The sequence below is a fragment of the Flagellimonas amoyensis genome (genome assembly GCF_003058265.1).
In the GTDB taxonomy this organism is placed as follows: domain Bacteria; phylum Bacteroidota; class Bacteroidia; order Flavobacteriales; family Flavobacteriaceae; genus Flagellimonas; species Flagellimonas amoyensis.
Genome location: NZ_QBUK01000003.1, coordinates 187457 through 203722 on the forward strand (window position 1 = coordinate 187457; position 16266 = coordinate 203722).

Sequence of the window (16266 nt, forward strand, 5' to 3'; positions counted from 1 at the left end):
GTAACATGCAAGACGGAGCAGAAGAAATAAAGGAAATCCTCGAAGAGGATATCTGGGGGTCCATCAAGGAGTTCCTCAACTTGGGCATCCATATCGGGGAAGGTGAAAAATCCATCAACCTGACGATAGGGTTGCTATTGCTTTTGACCTTGGCCATTATCGTGGCCAAATTCATCATGAAATGGCTCCGGCACTTGATCACCCGAAAGATGGAGCAGGAGGACAAACAAAAGTTCACCAGCATCTTCAAGTTCATCAACTATTTGGTCTATCTGATCGCCGTGTTCGTTACACTGAGTGTGGCCGGGGTGGACATTACGTTGGTGATCACGGCATCCGCGGTACTCTTTGTGGGTCTGGGACTGGCATTGCAGGATCTGTTCAAGGATATTCTCGGAGGTGTTTTCATCATCATAGACAAGTCGTTGCAGGTAGGTGACATTGTGGAGGTGGATGGCAAGGTAGGAAAGGTGTTCGAGATCAAACTGCGGACCACAAGGGCCATCACACGGGACGATAAAGTCCTCATTTTGCCCAATCACAAATTCATCAGTGACATTGTCTATAACTATACGCAGAACCACAGGACCACACGGGAAAAGGTGAGCGTGGGCGTTGCCTACGGAAGTGACGTGCAATTGGTGACCAAGATTTTGGAACAGGTGGCCACGGAACAGAAACAGATCCTGAAGAACCCAAAGCCATTTGTACTGTTTGATGATTTTGGCGATTCCGCATTGCTGTTTTCCGTCCATTTTTTCACCAACGACAGTTTCAGGGACCCGAGGATCAAAAGTGAAATGCGCTATAAGATCAATGCCAGGTTTAAAGAGAACAACATAAGCATTCCATTCCCGCAACGGGATGTCCATATCATCCAATAAAACGAAAGCGATATAAAAAATAGAAAACATCAAATTGCAAAAGCAGGACTGTTGGTCCTTTTTGCAATACTTTTTGGACAGCTGGTCCGGGCACAGAACACCGATATCTTCAGGTTGGAATATCTCAATATTCCTGTAAATGATACCGGCGTGAAGACGCAGCGCTACAAGGCCTTGATCAATTTCCCCATCAAGCTGAACGAGAAAAAAGAGTATCTGGTCATTGGCGGCGAGTATAACCGTTTTGATATGGGATATTCGGCCGACCTTCCTTTTGATAAAAAAGAAATGATCAGGTTCCATATCATTGATTTTAATGTGGGCCTTGTCAAAAAATGGAACGAGAACTGGAACCTGGTCGGTATCTTGACCCCAAGAGTGGCCTCCAATTTATTGGATGGAGTGGTCAGGGACGATCTTTTCATGAATGCCTCCGCAGCATTTTGGAAAGAGAAACCCAATGCAGATAAACCCTTTCGAATCGTATTGGGGCTTACCTATAACAGCACAACGGGAATACCTGTTCCCTTGCCCTTGATCCACTATTACAGAAGGTTCCATCCAGACTGGTCCTATGTGGTGGGTGTTCCCAAATCCAATGTAAAATACCATATCAATGAAAAGCACAGTTTGGAATTGGCACTGTTCTTGGATGGCTATTTTATGAACCTCCAGCGAAACATCGTTTTGGACAATGGACTGGTAGCGTCAAGGATCTCTTTCAACTCTTTGGTGGGAACTATTGGTTATCAGTACAATCTCACGGAGAACATTTCCTTTTTTGCCCTTGCAGGGAGCACCCTGTTTCAAGAAGGAAAGTTGAGAAACAGGGAACGTGGCGAGGTATTTGTGTTCAATGACGATTCAAATTTTTATATTAGAACAGGGTTCAAGATTGGAATTTTTTAAAAAAAGAAAAATATGTCAAGGATTTTGGTGATAGAAGACGAGTCGGCAATCAGAAGGGTATTGGTCAAGATATTGGCCGAAGAAAACGAAGACTATGAAGTCCAGGAAGCTGAAGATGGGCTGTCCGGGATAGAAATCATCAAAAAGGAAGACTTCGATTTGGTCCTCTGCGACATCAAAATGCCAAAAATGGATGGGGTGGAAGTGCTGGAGGCCGCCAAAAGGATAAAGCCCGAAGTTCCCTTCATCATGATTTCGGGACACGGCGACCTTGATACGGCGGTCAACACCATGCGAATGGGTGCCTTTGACTATATCTCCAAACCCCCAGACCTGAACCGGTTGCTCACCACGGTCCGAAATGCCTTGGACCGAAAGGAACTGGTCGTGGAGAACACCATCCTGAAAAAGAAAGTCTCCAAGAACTATGAAATGGTGGGCGAGAGCAAGGAAATTGGCATCATTCAGGACATGATAGAAAAAGTGGCCCCCACCGATGCCAGGGTACTGATCACGGGATCCAATGGAACTGGTAAAGAACTGGTGGCACATTGGCTGCACCAAAAGAGCCAACGGTCCTCCGCACCGTTCATAGAGGTCAACTGCGCTGCCATACCATCGGAATTGATAGAAAGCGAACTGTTTGGTCATGTGAAAGGAGCATTTACCTCCGCGGTAAAGGACAGGGCCGGTAAGTTTGAAACTGCCAATAAAGGCACCATTTTCTTGGATGAGATAGGGGATATGAGCCTTTCCGCACAGGCCAAGGTATTGCGCGCCCTGCAGGAGAACAAAATCTCAAGGGTAGGGTCGGACAAGGACATCAAGGTGGATGTGCGTGTGCTAGCGGCCACCAACAAGGACTTGAAGAAGGAGATCGAGGAAGGCAGGTTCAGGGAAGACCTTTACCACCGATTGGCAGTGATATTGATCAAAGTACCCTCTTTGAATGATAGAAGGGACGATATTCCTTTGCTGATCACCTATTTTTCGGAGAAAATAGCCTCCGAACAGGGAACTGCACAAAAGAATTTTTCCAAAAAGGCCTTGGAACTCCTCAAAAGCTATGATTGGACAGGGAATGTCCGTGAGCTGCGCAATGTGGTGGAGCGTCTGATCATTCTCGGCGGAAAGGAAGTGTCCGAAGAAGACGTAAAGCTGTTTGCCAGTAAATAAACACCTTATTTACAATCACCAATTTTTTGAAGAGCCGCTTGGGAAAGCACTTTTACCCTTTGGTGGTACTGTTTTTTATAGTCAGAGAGCCCTGTATTGAGCAATATCAATCGGGATTCCTCGTGAATGTTCATGACAAACCTTTTTGCCTCGGCGCAATCCACATCGGTCACCACTTTCTCCAAAGACGTTTCAAACTCCAGAAGACACTCGTGTACCTGTTCCTTTATGGTGCCGCTATGGGGCGGAGACAGCCATTTTGGTCCGTCGAGAAGCTCCTTGGTGTTCATGGACAGGAAATCGTTGCCATATGGACTGGACGATTCATGTTCAAAGACCCGAAGCACCTTGATCCCGATGATGGTGTTCTCCAACGCCCTGTGCAAGGCCAGTTTGGAATCCTCCAGGAATTCGGATTTTGTTGCCGTCTTGAGTTGTGACAACGCTTTTTCCAAGCTTTCAATAGTACCCGTACAACCACAGTCCACAAAGTTTGCCTTGGTTTTTTCAATACCGTTCAAGGCTTTGTAGGCATGGTACTTGGCCATTTTAAGGTCATTTGCCGTGACGGCCGCCTGTATTTTACTTTTGATATATTCCAGATTGGAATTGGCGTAGGCACAGGCATTCGGGGCAGAGAAGGAAGACATCAGCCAGAGGGCGATAAGGCCCAATGCCAAGGTAATCAATAAGATAGTCTTTTTGGTTTTCATAACGCGATAGATTTGGGACGTTGCGCTTTCGATGGTCACTAAGTTAGGACAAGGGTGTTTTGGCGAAGAATAAGATCGATAAAAAGAGACCAAAAACTACCAATGGCAAAAACCATCGGTGAAAGACGCTTTTTGGAAGATCGAAGGAGTGGGGAAAAAAGATTATATTCATTCCTATGGAAAAAATCAGAACAGAAAAATATCTCGTCAAATCAGATATCCAACTAGACAAAGAAGATACCTATGAGGATCTTGGGGCATCGGAAAAGAAGCTCAAAAAAGAATTGGAGGATATCCGAAAAGATCTCGGTGAATTTCAGGACACCCTATATGCCCACGGTAAATACGGAGTGTTGGTCTGCCTGCAGGGAATGGATACGGCCGGCAAGGACAGCTTGATCAGGGAGGTTTTCAAGGATTTCAATGTGCGTGGCGTGGTGGTCCATAGTTTTAAAGTACCCACTTCCCTTGAGCTGAAGCATGACTATCTCTGGAGGCATTATATCGCCCTTCCCGAACGTGGAAAATTTGCCGTTTTCAACCGGACCCATTATGAGAACGTGTTGGTCACCAAGGTGCGGCCTGAATATATTTTGGGCGAAAACCTGCCGGATATCACTTCTGTTGCGGACATTGATGAAGCCTTTTGGGAAAGAAGATATCAAGAAATCAATGCCTTTGAAGAGCACGTGGCCAAAAATGGGACCATTATTTTCAAGTTCTTCCTGCACCTTTCCAAAGAAGAGCAACGCCAACGTTTGTTGCGTAGAATTGAATTGAAACAAAAAAACTGGAAATTTTCCCCGGGTGACCTGAAGGAACGCAGGTTGTGGGATGCTTATCAAAAATGCTATGAGGAAGCACTTTCCAAAACCTCGAAGGAACATGCCCCTTGGTTCATCATCCCGGCGGACAACAAAGAGGCCGCGAGGGTAATCGTGGCGTCCATCATGCTGGAAGCGTTAAAAAAGTACAAAGATATAGAGGAACCCGAGCTCGACGACGAAATAAAGGCTAATTTAGAAACCTTTAAGCAAGAACTGGAAAAAGAAACCTAATGAGAACAGTCCTACTTTTGGCCCTTTTATTGGCAAGTACCCCCTTTTTTTCACAGACTGAAGACGAAAAACAGATCAAGGCCATTTATGACAAGGCATTGACCAATGGAAAGGCCTACGATTGGCTCGACCATTTGTCCAACCAAATAGGAGGGAGGCTCTCAGGTTCCGTACAGGCACAGCATGCCGTGGAGTATACGAAGGGACAATTGGACTCATTGGGACTGGACCGTGTGTGGCTTCAGCCCGTCATGGTACCCAAATGGATGAGGGGCACTGCGGAATTTGCCTACTTTGAGACGAAACCAGGATTGACCACCAATGTGCCGATATGTGCCTTGGGCGGGTCCGTGGCCACCCCAGATGGCGGTCTAAAGGCAAGCGTAGTGGAAGTCAATGGCATAGAGGACCTGGAGAAACTGGGCAAGGAAAAGATAGCTGGCAAGATTGTTTTTTATAACCGCCCAATGGACCCTACCTTGATCAATACGTTCGCATCCTATTCCGGCTGTGTGGACCAACGTTATTCGGGAGCGGCCGAAGCGGCAAAATTTGGAGCGGTGGGCGTCATTGTCAGGTCCATGAACCTTCGGTTGGACGACTATCCCCATACAGGTTCCATGGGGTATGGTGACATGCCCGTCAACCAAAGAATACCGGCTGCGGCCATCAGTACCAAAGGGGCCGAACTGTTGAGTGGCACGCTCAAGCTCAACCCGAACATCAAATTTTATTTTAGACAGAACTGCAAACAGTTCGATGATGTGCAATCCTATAATGTGATCGGGGAAATCAAGGGAAGTACCTATCCCAATGAAATCATGGTCGTGGGAGGCCATTTGGATTCTTGGGACCTAGGGGATGGTTCACATGACGATGGTGCTGGCTGCGTACAGAGCATGGATGTGCTCAGGTTGTTGAAAGAAACAGGGTATAAGCCCCAAAGAACCCTGCGGGTGGTGCTGTTCATGAATGAAGAAAATGGGTTGCGGGGCGGCAACAAATATGCAGAAGTGGCCAAGGGCAAGGGAGAAAACCATGTATTTGCGTTGGAAAGTGATGCAGGTGGTTTTACCCCCAGAGGCTTCACCATTGATGCATCCGAAGAAAATCTGGAACAGATCCAAGGATGGAAAGGACTCTTCGAGCCCTATCTGATCCATATGTTCGATAAAGGTGGAGGAGGAGCGGACATCGGCCCCCTAAAAGATGGAAACATGGTCTTAGTGGGACTTAGGCCCGACACGCAGCGCTATTTTGACCATCACCATGCCGAAAACGACACGTTTGAGCATGTGAACAAACGTGAACTGGAGCTGGGGGCGGCCACCATGGCCAGTTTGGTCTACCTCATTGATAAGTACGGTACCATTCCCTCAAAGAAAGTAAAGGGATAACACAGGTTTATTCCTGCTGCAACGTCTTTTCGATTCTTTTGTCGGGAATGAGCCACATCAGGGCCACCAACACATACATGAGCCCGGATGCCCAAGGACTTACCCAAGCCAGTGCTATTCCAATGATGTACAGCACGGGGGACATTTTTCCCTTGATGTCCTTTCCTACGGCATGTTTCAAAAGGGAATCATGGCCCTGTGATTTTATGATGATGTTTTGGAGGATGAAATAGGATATGGCCGCCATTAGCAAGATCAGCCCATAAAGCGCCATGGGTTCCTTGGCAAAATGGTTTTCTCCCATCCAGCCGGTCACAAAGGGAATCAAGGAAAGCCAAAACAGGAGGTGAAGGTTGGCCCAAAGTAATTTTCCAGAGATTTTTTTCACGGTATGCATCATATGGTGGTGATTGTTCCAATAGATGCCCAGATAAATAAAGCTGAGCACATAGCTCAAAAAAACGGGCAATAAAGGTGCCAGTGCCTCAAAACCTTCCCCGTCGTGGGGCACTTTGATTTCCAATACCATGATGGTAATGATGATGGCCAGAACACCATCGCTGAACGCTTCCATTCTTCCTTTGGTCATAACAGTAAATTTTGGTTCGTGTTTTTTATGGTTCCATACAGGTCAGCTTAGGGCCTGTACGTTTCTTTTTGCCTCTTTTCTCATTCGTTTTGGTCCATACCATAGCCAAAAACCTGTGATGGTGAAAAGCAGCAACGAAATGCCCATCACGCTGGTATAGACGAGTTTTATGATGCCATCGGTCCCAAGATAGCGGTCCAAGATGGAGCCGTCATGCACTTTTTCCAAAAAATCCGATCTTCTTTGTCCGATGGAAAGCACCTTTCCTGTGGCACCATCCAACTGGATTTCCGCATAGTGGTCCACAAAAACAAATTTGACGGAACCTTTTTCTTTTCGGATGTCGATTCGGTCCAGTTCTGGTGATAGGTCCGGGGACATGCTGTTTTGTAAAGCACCGATGGCGAGGGTGTGGAGACTGTCCACCGGAAGCCAATCCTTTAGATCGGACGATGTACCTTGTTGCGTTTTGGGGAGCAATTTGCCATTGGAATTTTTTTTCCAGCCCAAAATGAGTCCAGAAATAGAAATGAAAAAGAAAAAGACAAACAACAATGCGCCGGTGGTTCTGTGTACTTTTCTGAAGACCCGCAATGTCTTGGCCTGTGCTTTTCTTTTGTCCATCCGTTATGTGGGGTTTATGCGAACAACCCGCTAAAGATCGACAAAATTTGTGAAAGGCTAAAGCGGCCCAATGAGCATTGTAAGAGCCATTTTCAAAGGGATTTAGGCGCTTCGAAGGATCTTTTCCATCTTGCGGCCTTTGGCCAATTCGTCCACCAATTTGTCCAAATACCTCACCTGTTGGGTCAATGGGTTTTCGATTTCCTCTATCCGGTAGCCACAGATGGTTCCCGTGATGAGGTGGGCATTCGGGTTCAGTGTTGCTTCTTGGAAGAACGTTTCAAAGGTTGCCTTCCCGTTGATGAGTTCTTGAAGTTTGTTGTCGTCAAAACCGGTCAACCATTCGATCACTTGGTGCAGTTCTTCCTTTGTCCGGTCCTTTTTCTCCACTTTGGTGACATAATGCGGATAGACAGAGGAAAATGTCATTTTTGCAATCCGTTGGTCATGTTCAGGTGTTGTTTTCATATCTTGGAATATAGGTTAGGTCCCAATTATTTCAATCTTTCCAGTTGTCCTTTTCTTTTGACGATGTTCTTGTAGTCCCACTGTATTTCTTTTGATTTTTCCAACCACCGGACAATGTCTTCTGTTTGGATCTCGTCCACAGAGGTATAGAAAATGGAAGCATCCTTGAATTTTTCCCCTCTAACGTCCAGTTTTGCTTCTTCAAAACTGGCACCGCTCCAAAACATGAGACGGAGGCCTTTTTTCTGTTTGCTGTAGCCCACTATGGGATTGTCATCCAAGAACCAGACGGGGTGTCCGTGCCATATTTTGCTCTCGGATTCGGGCAATCCGTTATCGATGGTGATGGCAAGGACGTTGCAGATTTCCCTGTCCAAAGTTTCTTGTCCATCATTGTAGGCCTGAATTTCCGGGTTTGTCATAGGTGCAAAAGTTATCGGTTCAATGGGACACTACCTTCAGTCCCACTATTGATGCAATTAAAGTAGTCAAAAAAAAGAGTCTCAAAAAGGTGGTCGGTTCCTTGAACACAAAAATTCCCACGAGCACTGTTCCCACGGCCCCGATTCCTGTCCATACGGCATAGGCGGTACCAATGGGCAAGGTCTGGGTCGCTTTGATCAGTAGTGCCATACTCAGGCAGAGGGTCACTAGAAATCCAACATACCATAAGTACATTTCATTCCCTGAGGTTTCTTTTGCTTTGCCCAAACAGAAGGCAAAGGCAACTTCAAACAATCCGGCAATGGTCAATAATATCCAGTTCATTTTTGAGGCTTTTGGTCTGTTTCCATCAGTTTTGGATGGGTTGGACCGATCATTGGGGCATGAATATACGATTTTGTCCGCTTGGATTTATTTTATGATGGAAGAGGCCAATTCGGTATCGGCGGTCATCCATGCTTCCTTAAAGTGGTTTTCCGTTTCTTTCTGATTGGGAAGGTCGCCCAGTTTTGAATAGGCTAACCCCAGCCCTTTCAATGCCCATCCATTCTTGGGCAAATGGGACAGGTCTTGCTTATAGGTCTCAACGGCCTCTTGGTATTGACCTGCATCCAATTGTACCGCCCCTAAATAATGTCGCACGGAAAAGAACCAATCAGGTGGTTCGTTGTAGTTCAGTCCGTCTTCAAGGACAACGGCTTCCTTCAAAAGGGCAATACTTTCCAAATGTTTGCTTTCTTGGGCAAGCACTTCGGCCTTGAGGACCTTGTGGGCAATCTGTACGAGTTCGTACACGGTGTTGATATCCCATATGGTAATGTCCTTCAGTTCTTCCTTCATAGCGATTTTTTCCAAAGCTTGGAGTTCATTTTTGGCCGCTTTTGTATCGCCCTTGCCCAAATAGGACATTCCCTTCGCATAATGTAGAATGGCGGTCGGGTAATCCAGGTCGGGACGTTCATTTTCCATCGATAGGATATGGTCCCATTTGCCAAACTTGACATAAACGTAATAGGGAATGGTGTAGTAATGTTGAACGGTGCCCCAGCCAGGTTCGGCCATCAATTTTAGGTTCACATTTTTCTGGAGCGCATCGGCGGCATATAGGGCCCATTTGCTGTTGCCCTCCAAGGTGGCCGTGGCGGCCATGAAATGCTGATTGTGTGGATAGTAGGCCAGTGGATATGCGCCTTGGGCATTACAGGCGGTCACGTAGGCACTGTCCACCTTTATGGATTGTATGTTGGCCAAGGTACCTTTGTGGTAGTCGCCCGTCCGGATATACAAATGGGAGGGCATGTGCAGCAAGTGGCCTGCATTGGGCACAAGTCCTTGGTCAAATGCCTCTGCACTGTTCAAGGCGCGCTCTGGTGTGCTGGACGCTTCCACTGCGTGAATATAGAAATGATGTGCACCTGGATGGTCGGGATGGGCCGTAAGGGCATTTTCCAAGACAGAGATGATCTCCGGTGTCCATTCCTTATCTTTCCCTTCCTTGTCCTGCAAATCCCAGGGATGAAGGTTCATGACGGATTCGGCATAGAGGGTCCCTACATCGGCATCATCGGGGTAGTTGTCGTGTACTGTCTTCATTGCCGTGGCATAGGTGACGTCCAACGGCAATCGATCGTCCACAGGTTCTTTGACATACCTTTGGGCAAGGGCTTCAATGAGCGCGATCTCCTTTTCGCTTGTATTGTTTTTGGATAGTTCGAGGGCTTTTTGGATGGCATCATACGCACGTTCGTAATTGTCACTTTCCATTCCGGCATTGTAATTGGGCCCCAATACATAGGCATAGCCCCAGAATGCCATGGCACAGGTGGTATCCAATTTTGTGGCGTAGTAGAACGATCGGGCAGCTTCGGCATGGTTGAAGCCGTAGGCCAAGACAAGCCCTTGATCAAAATACCTTTGGACCAAGGTGTCCTTGGTGGATATGGTGAACCGCCAATCGCCAAGGCCGTCAAATAAGGGAGCTTTCTTTTCACTTTTGTACCACTCCTTGTCCGTGGTTACGGGAGCGCACATAATGCTGGAAGTGACCAGCTGTTTTTCTTGCTTCTTGTCCGAATCTTTGCAACCACATACAAAAACAAGGAGCATGGCCAAATTGATGTACTTTTTCATACAGTCTGCTTTTATGGGAACAAGGTGAATGGCCTTGGTCGGTTACGGCTGTTATCGGGGGACTTTTCTTTGGGGAGCTTACCCTAAAGATAGGAAAATAGTGATTCCGTATAACGTTCAATACCAGAATGTAAGATGTTTTTTTGCAGAGATGGGCCAAGGTCATATCAGCCCTGATGGCAACAGGGCTTTTTAAGGTTGGGACAACCAATGTTTTTACTTATTTGGCCGGTCCAAGCTTCAATTTTTTGTAGGGTACACTACCTGCTTGATCTCGCTTATCTGAACCACGGGTTGGATATTGGTATAGTTTTTAAAGTCATTGATCACTTCATCCCTATGTTCGGAGATGGCCTTTCCGTATTCCTCAATGTTGTTAATGTAGAAGTAGCCCACGGCCGCAAAGGGAGGTTTGTCATTGGGCGTTCTGCCGGAAATGCCCTTGTCGATTTCGTAGAACTTCAAGTTTTCACCCAAAAAACCGGCCACCATGGGCATATGTTTCGTTTCATAATAGTCCATGTCAAAAGTGGAACCTTCCCCGTTGGGGTACAGTATGGTCACTTTGAACGTTCCGTTCTGGAGGTGTGGACTTTCAAGTTGGGCCGTTTTACAACCGAATAGGGCCATTAGGGCAAAAAGGGGCAGGAAAAATTTGATCTTGTTCGTCATTTTGAATTGATTGTAGTTGCTGTACCGTTTGTTTTGATCGTGCTCTGAAGCTGATCACATTTTTTTATGATGCTTCAGTTGGATTTCATGTGGTATGAAATTAGTCAAAAAGCATTCACTTTTTTCGATTAGTGGACATTTTTGGTCAGAAAACCCCAAAGTAACTTATGGATTGTCAAGCTGTTCAGACTTTAACCCTTGGAAAATTCCAACAGGTCACCGGGTTGGCAGTCCAAGGCTTCACAGATGGCCTCGAGGGTGCTGAACCGGATGGCCCTTACCTTGCCTGTTTTCAGTTTGGAAAGGTTGGCCAAGGTGATATCCACGGCTTCGGAGAGTTCGTTGAGCGACATTTTGCGTTTTGCCATCACGACGTCAAGGTTTACAATAATTGCCATGGTCTATACGGTTTCTTCCAGTTCGTCTTGATATTCCACTCCTTTTTCAAAAATGATGGCGATGATATAGATTACGGCTGCCATCAGGATGAATGCCTCGCTATCGGGCCAAAATTGGTTCAATCTGTCCATTGTAAAACCATCATGTTCCAGTTGTTTGGTGGCCCGTTGTGCAATGAAGCTCAATAGCCCGATGGAGAACGTGTAGTAACAGATCTTATAGATCTTTTTGGAAACAAAATGGTTGAATGGTTTTGACAGGTCAATCTTCGTGGCCAGCACAATCACGATGTAGAACATTACGGCCTTCAATATTGCGATGGTCAAAATAAACCCATACATGCCCAAAAAGATGAGTTTGCTGCTTTGGTAGACGTCGCTCATGTCCAATTTTTGATAGAGATTTTGGACAGCTTCCGGTTTGAACAGACTAAAGATAAAGTTTACCACCAAGGCCCCGGCTTCTACGCACAAGCCAACAAAAATGATCCAAGAAATGATCTTCATTCCCTTGAACACCAAGTTTTTTGTTTTCATATATAGATGACTTTAATTGTTTAATGAAGTCAAATATAGATAAATATTTATTGATAAATGATAAATATTTTATTTTTAATGATTAAAATAAAAAAGAACAGTACCAGTCAAGGTCTTGTAGGGCCTTAACAGATCTTCCTTGGGGCAAGGGAATGGCTTGTGGGGTTTTAATGTGACTTATGAGTTGAGCGTCAACTCTGCCATGGATTACAACGCCTGCTTGAATTCCACACGGTAGGCAATTCCATCGGCATCGCCGCTATTTTTGACCGCATGGGGCCCTTCGGCATCCACGGCATCGCCATGGTCCAGTACTTCGGGCGGCATTTGAGGAATAGCAAAGCTGTCTTTGACCACAAGGTCTTCATGGGTTTGGTCATAGCTGTAATACGTCATCGGGGTGGCCTTTGTGAACCACATTATGCTTTTCCATTGATGGGTATGGACGGGCTCTACTTGGTTTGGTTCCAGGATTACTTTCAGGATCCTGACCGAGTCGTCCTCATACACAATTTGATGCCCATCAGGTGCGGCTTTCACGGCATCCAAAGTTTCGGGCCAATTCCATGGTGATGGAGCAGATAAGGTATCTTGCTCCACCGGTTCGGTATGGGTCAACTCGTTTTGTGCACTTGGTGTTACAAAAGATTTGGTCAGGAAAAAACTTACGGTTGCCCCGACCAAAAGGCCTACTATTAAATATGTTGCTTTCATTTCGGTGTTTTTTTATTGGGTTGTTGTTGTATTGATTTTGGTTCGATATGGGCAATTTTCCCGTTGTCATGATCAAAGCGCCTTAAGATTTTGGCATCAAAGATCATCATCAGAAAGTCGACCAGCTTTTGGGCATTGTCCACGATCAAATAGGGCGAAAGGGAATTATAATGGTCAGGTTTGTATGTTTTCATTTGCGGAATGGTTCTGTTACCTGTCTGTTTTTTGACTGCTGATCATAGACAGTATTTTATATTCTAACAAATCGGTATTCCACCGTTTTCTTTTCTGGTTGATCTTCCTCTTGGTCAAAGCTTTGGATCAGAAAAGTATCTTCATCGATAAACTCAAGGGTTTGTTTTACGTTGATTGTTTTTTTGGAAACAGGATTGGTCAGTTTTCCATAAAGCGTTGCAGTATTTGTGTTTTCATCCCATTCGCCATTGAGGGCCAAAGTCCCTGTTCCCATATTTGTGAGGGTGGTCATTGAAATGCTACCGTCAATGGTATTATGGCCGATGGTAAAAATCGATTCATAATCCATTCCCATCATTTTGCCCTTTTGTTTCAATTCCAAAAACCGACCACCCAAGATCATGGCGTGGGAAGAGCTGATGACCATAGGTTCATTGAGCCCGTTCATTTCAATTTCCATTTGAAATTCCCCTTCGTATTTTGCAAATGATTCGTGGATGGAAGACGGTGTCATATACACTGTCCAAGGATCTTTTTCCTGTGCGCCCATAATGGATGATTGAATTAGTAGGATGAATAGTATTGTTTTTTTGAGCATTCCTCTTGGTTTTTTAATTGCGGTCAACTTGTGGATATTGTTAGCCTCTGTTTTTTATCTTTAAATATATGATTCCGTTTATTTTATCATCTTCTACATCATATTGGATTTGGGCGTCTTCTAACCATTTTTCAAAGTCTAATTGCAACTTCAAAAAATTACCTATTTTCCATATTTCAAATCCGCTGAAGTGAGTTTTAGTGTTTATGGCCAGTTTTTCATTTTCCCTTGTAATGCCATTTATCTTAACATTGGAAATCTGAAATAAATTTATGTTGTCAAATTCGATTTGTAGGCTATTAAAGTGTAAATCAATATCATTTTCCAACAGAGTTGAGTCCATTAAATCAACTTGCGGGTTTGGAATGCCAATTTCGTAGTTGTCCATTAAGTTTTTTGGGTTCTCGATAAAAATTGGTTCTCCTAGGAAACATGTTTTAGGTTTGTCTGACCATACTTCTATATTCAAATGTAAATCGGGAGTTACAATTCGGAAGTCAGATGATTTTATTTGATATTCCCTATTTCCAATTTTCATTTTAAAATTCTGGCCAACGGTCTTGTATATGAAAAGTAGCGGATTTTAAGAACTAACTTTTCGGATTATCGCTGACCTTTGTTTTATTATTTATATTTCGTTTAAGCATTAAAACCGCTATTTTTTATATACGTTGTTAGCAAACGTACTTTTATTTTATTCCGTTTTCAGCGAGTAGTTGGTCAAAAGCTTTTCCACCCCAATCCTTTCTCAAGTTTTCATTTTTTGTTCTCGCACTTAAAATCTGATTATTAATGTCTTGATTATTATAAGATATTAACGCTTTGGTGGCAGATAGATAAATATGTGCATTCCATTCCGTTTCTAATATTTCTATAAGTGGTTTTACAAATGATTTGTCTTTAAATTCAGATGCCTTTTTTGCATATAAGGGAAAATTATGAACATTTGATTTTGTGATGTTCTCTCTGATTAACTGAAATCCAAAATCTCTATCTTTATCTATTATTAAGTCCAGCATTTGTTCGTTCAAGCTTTTTGTTTCTTCAAGATTGTCAAAACTGAAATTCGCAATGTCCAATTCATTAGGGTTTTGCATACTTTTTTTTGTCAATTCAAATACCCTGCTTGAATTTAGACCACTTAAATACTCGAAGACTTTTGGTGAAATTTTATTTTCTTCGTCCCATAGTTTCCATAGAATTTCTTCATAGTTCTCACATTGAAATTCATTTAATGCGGAAAAAATCATATTCAAATGATACTTTCTAATATGCTTATGTTCAACTTGTGTAAAAGGTATTAGTAATTGATTTTTAGCCTCTTCATTTTTGTAGCTTGCAATTGCTCTGTATAATTGTGTCCATTCATTACTAAAATGCGTATTATCTAATGTCTTTTGAAGTTGTGATTTTAAAAATGGGAAGAATTTCGGGTTTGGAAAATAACTTATGGCTTTATATGTGAAAAAATATCCGCCTTCATCTTTATCTGTTTCGTCTCGAAAGTTTTTTATGATATCAATGTCTTGTTCCTTTTGATATTTAGCCAAAGTTACCAATGCACTTTGATTCTTTTCATTAATGACAAGTTCACGAATTTTTGGGTATAAACTTTCAGTTGGTTCAGCTCGATTAATAGCATCAAATCGAGCCGATAAATTGTTTGGTTGAAATATTAAAAGGCTATCTAATTCTTTCATTTCTTTAGAGTCCATTTTGTCCGAATCTAAATCAATGTATTCTGGCGTAGCAACACTTATAAAAAAATCGCCTACTTTTTCTCTACTTACAATACAACCAAACATTGTACTCACTAGTTCATCGTCATTCAGATGATTCTTAATTATTTGAAATAAGTCAATGTTCTTTTTATGTGACAATGCCCAAAACGAATATGAACGTACAACTCCATTTGGATGATTTGTTAATTCAAATAGTTCTTCTTTAGAAGCTTTTTTCTCTAATTCCACAAAATTATCATATTGTTTTGGTCTTGTTCCACCAATAGAAACCGCAGAACCCATTAATTCATTGACATTTGCTATTTTCTGAACAATTTTATCTGTTTTGCTCGAAATCTTGTTTTGGTCAAATTTTGATTGTCCAAAAAGATTTAAAGACAGTAAGAATGATAATATTAAAGCAATTTGTTTCATTCGTATGTTTGCCAACGGTCTTGTATAACCGTCAGTTACGGGATTAAAGTTGATGATTTTCGGTTTAGCACAGACGTTAGCAATTCCGAGTGTATTCGGACCTAGTCGAATCCGCCGTAATTGCGGTTATACATTGTTGTGTGCTGGCTTTTTATTCCACAATATTTTTATTCTCGGACTTATTATTAATAAAATCAAATAGTCCATTATTAAACTTACAATTAAATATATCCATTGATAATTTAAGTCAATTTTGTCTCCCAAATTTCCGTTAATAGATTCTCCAATTAACCAAGTTGGGACAATTCCTTTTGCGTAGTACAACATAAAATAATTCCACGAAAAACTTTGAAGTCCCGCAATTTTTGAAGTCGGTTCTGGTAAAGTCAAGTAGAGAACTAGAAAAAAGGCGATTTCAATTCCTAAAAGTAAAGTCAGCGACTTTTTTGTTTGATTAAGTCCAATGAAATTTTTACTCGGATTTTTAAATCCAAATATTATCCACGGAATTAACAAGAGAATTGAAATCATAATTTTTCAGCCGTTCTTAAAATCCGTTTTCTATAAATCAAAAGTCCTATAAATGTCAGTCCGCAAAGAATTG

The 16266-nt window shown here is 43.2% G+C and carries 21 protein-coding genes; 5 read left to right on the plus strand and 16 right to left on the minus strand.

Annotated elements, in window-relative coordinates; genetic code table 11:
* Positions 1–5 precede the first annotated feature (5 nt).
* Genes DB398_RS05495 through DB398_RS05505 form a run of 3 tightly spaced genes read left to right on the plus strand, consistent with a single transcriptional unit; the run spans position 6 to position 2969 of the window.
* A complete protein-coding gene (locus tag DB398_RS05495) occupies positions 6–884 on the plus strand; it encodes a mechanosensitive ion channel family protein (protein WP_108423397.1) in 879 nt (292 codons plus the stop codon).
* Between the two features lie 51 nt (positions 885–935).
* Entirely contained in the window at positions 936–1793 is an 858-nt protein-coding gene (locus tag DB398_RS05500) for a DUF6268 family outer membrane beta-barrel protein (RefSeq protein WP_234416079.1), read from the plus strand.
* 12 nt (positions 1794–1805) lie between these two features.
* On the plus strand, positions 1806–2969 hold the full coding sequence (locus DB398_RS05505) for a sigma-54-dependent transcriptional regulator (RefSeq protein ID WP_108423399.1): 1164 nt from the start codon (positions 1806–1808) through the stop codon (positions 2967–2969).
* 5 nt (positions 2970–2974) lie between these two features.
* Here DB398_RS05505 and DB398_RS05510 read toward each other — a convergent pair whose 3' ends face one another.
* Positions 2975–3682, minus strand: a complete 708-nt coding sequence (locus tag DB398_RS05510; protein ID WP_108423400.1) for a hypothetical protein — start codon at positions 3680–3682, stop codon at positions 2975–2977.
* A gap of 176 nt (positions 3683–3858) precedes the next feature.
* Between DB398_RS05510 and DB398_RS05515 the strand changes: the two genes are divergently transcribed.
* Together DB398_RS05515 and DB398_RS05520 are read left to right on the plus strand one after the other, a co-directional pair.
* Positions 3859–4740: a PPK2 family polyphosphate kinase gene (locus DB398_RS05515; RefSeq protein ID WP_108423401.1), complete on the plus strand. Its 882-nt coding sequence runs from the start codon at positions 3859–3861 to the stop codon at positions 4738–4740.
* Positions 4740–6137 carry a M28 family peptidase gene (locus DB398_RS05520; protein ID WP_108423402.1) on the plus strand — a complete coding sequence of 466 codons (1398 nt, stop codon included), beginning with the start codon at positions 4740–4742 and terminating at the stop codon, positions 6135–6137. Before DB398_RS05515 ends, DB398_RS05520 begins: the two co-directional genes overlap by 1 nt.
* A gap of 7 nt (positions 6138–6144) precedes the next feature.
* On the opposite strand, the gene DB398_RS05525 is transcribed toward DB398_RS05520, so the two are convergent.
* The 15 genes from DB398_RS05525 to DB398_RS05595 form a co-directional block, all read right to left on the minus strand.
* Positions 6145–6726, minus strand: coding sequence for a TMEM175 family protein (locus DB398_RS05525; RefSeq protein WP_108423403.1), 582 nt, complete (start codon positions 6724–6726; stop codon positions 6145–6147).
* A gap of 42 nt (positions 6727–6768) precedes the next feature.
* Complete coding sequence (locus tag DB398_RS05530) at positions 6769–7350, minus strand: PepSY domain-containing protein (protein WP_108423404.1); 582 nt, start codon at positions 7348–7350, stop codon at positions 6769–6771.
* Between the two features lie 102 nt (positions 7351–7452).
* On the minus strand, positions 7453–7818 hold the full coding sequence (locus DB398_RS05535; protein ID WP_108423405.1) for a DUF2200 domain-containing protein: 366 nt from the start codon (positions 7816–7818) through the stop codon (positions 7453–7455).
* A 26-nt stretch (positions 7819–7844) separates the two neighbouring features.
* Entirely contained in the window at positions 7845–8240 is a 396-nt protein-coding gene (locus tag DB398_RS05540) for a DUF1801 domain-containing protein (RefSeq protein ID WP_108423406.1), read from the minus strand.
* 19 nt (positions 8241–8259) lie between these two features.
* Entirely contained in the window at positions 8260–8586 is a 327-nt protein-coding gene (locus tag DB398_RS05545; RefSeq protein WP_108423407.1) for a DMT family transporter, read from the minus strand.
* 87 nt (positions 8587–8673) lie between these two features.
* Positions 8674–10392, minus strand: coding sequence for a tetratricopeptide repeat protein (locus DB398_RS05550; protein ID WP_108423408.1), 1719 nt, complete (start codon positions 10390–10392; stop codon positions 8674–8676).
* 240 nt (positions 10393–10632) lie between these two features.
* Positions 10633–11064, minus strand: a complete 432-nt coding sequence (locus DB398_RS05555; RefSeq protein ID WP_108423409.1) for an EthD family reductase — start codon at positions 11062–11064, stop codon at positions 10633–10635.
* Positions 11065–11255: 191 nt separating this feature from the next.
* The gene (locus tag DB398_RS05560) at positions 11256–11462 is read right to left on the minus strand and encodes a helix-turn-helix domain-containing protein (protein ID WP_108423410.1); all 207 of its coding nucleotides are present in this window, start codon (positions 11460–11462) and stop codon (positions 11256–11258) included.
* 3 nt (positions 11463–11465) lie between these two features.
* Positions 11466–11999: a DUF2975 domain-containing protein gene (locus DB398_RS05565; RefSeq protein WP_108423411.1), complete on the minus strand. Its 534-nt coding sequence runs from the start codon at positions 11997–11999 to the stop codon at positions 11466–11468.
* A 207-nt stretch (positions 12000–12206) separates the two neighbouring features.
* Positions 12207–12713 (minus strand): hypothetical protein, encoded by a 507-nt coding sequence (locus tag DB398_RS05570; RefSeq protein ID WP_159076328.1) that lies wholly within the window; start codon positions 12711–12713, stop codon positions 12207–12209.
* A complete protein-coding gene (locus tag DB398_RS05575; RefSeq protein ID WP_199913353.1) occupies positions 12710–12907 on the minus strand; it encodes a VOC family protein in 198 nt (65 codons plus the stop codon). The genes DB398_RS05570 and DB398_RS05575 overlap by 4 nt, the downstream gene beginning before the upstream one ends.
* Positions 12908–12963: 56 nt before the next feature.
* Positions 12964–13506, minus strand: coding sequence for a DUF1579 family protein (locus tag DB398_RS05580; protein ID WP_108423413.1), 543 nt, complete (start codon positions 13504–13506; stop codon positions 12964–12966).
* Between the two features lie 40 nt (positions 13507–13546).
* The gene (locus tag DB398_RS05585; RefSeq protein WP_108423414.1) at positions 13547–14044 is read right to left on the minus strand and encodes a hypothetical protein; all 498 of its coding nucleotides are present in this window, start codon (positions 14042–14044) and stop codon (positions 13547–13549) included.
* Between the two features lie 151 nt (positions 14045–14195).
* Complete coding sequence (locus DB398_RS05590; RefSeq protein ID WP_108423415.1) at positions 14196–15662, minus strand: hypothetical protein; 1467 nt, start codon at positions 15660–15662, stop codon at positions 14196–14198.
* 126 nt (positions 15663–15788) lie between these two features.
* Positions 15789–16193, minus strand: a complete 405-nt coding sequence (locus tag DB398_RS05595) for a hypothetical protein (RefSeq protein WP_108423416.1) — start codon at positions 16191–16193, stop codon at positions 15789–15791.
* Between the last annotated feature and the right edge of the window lie 73 nt (positions 16194–16266).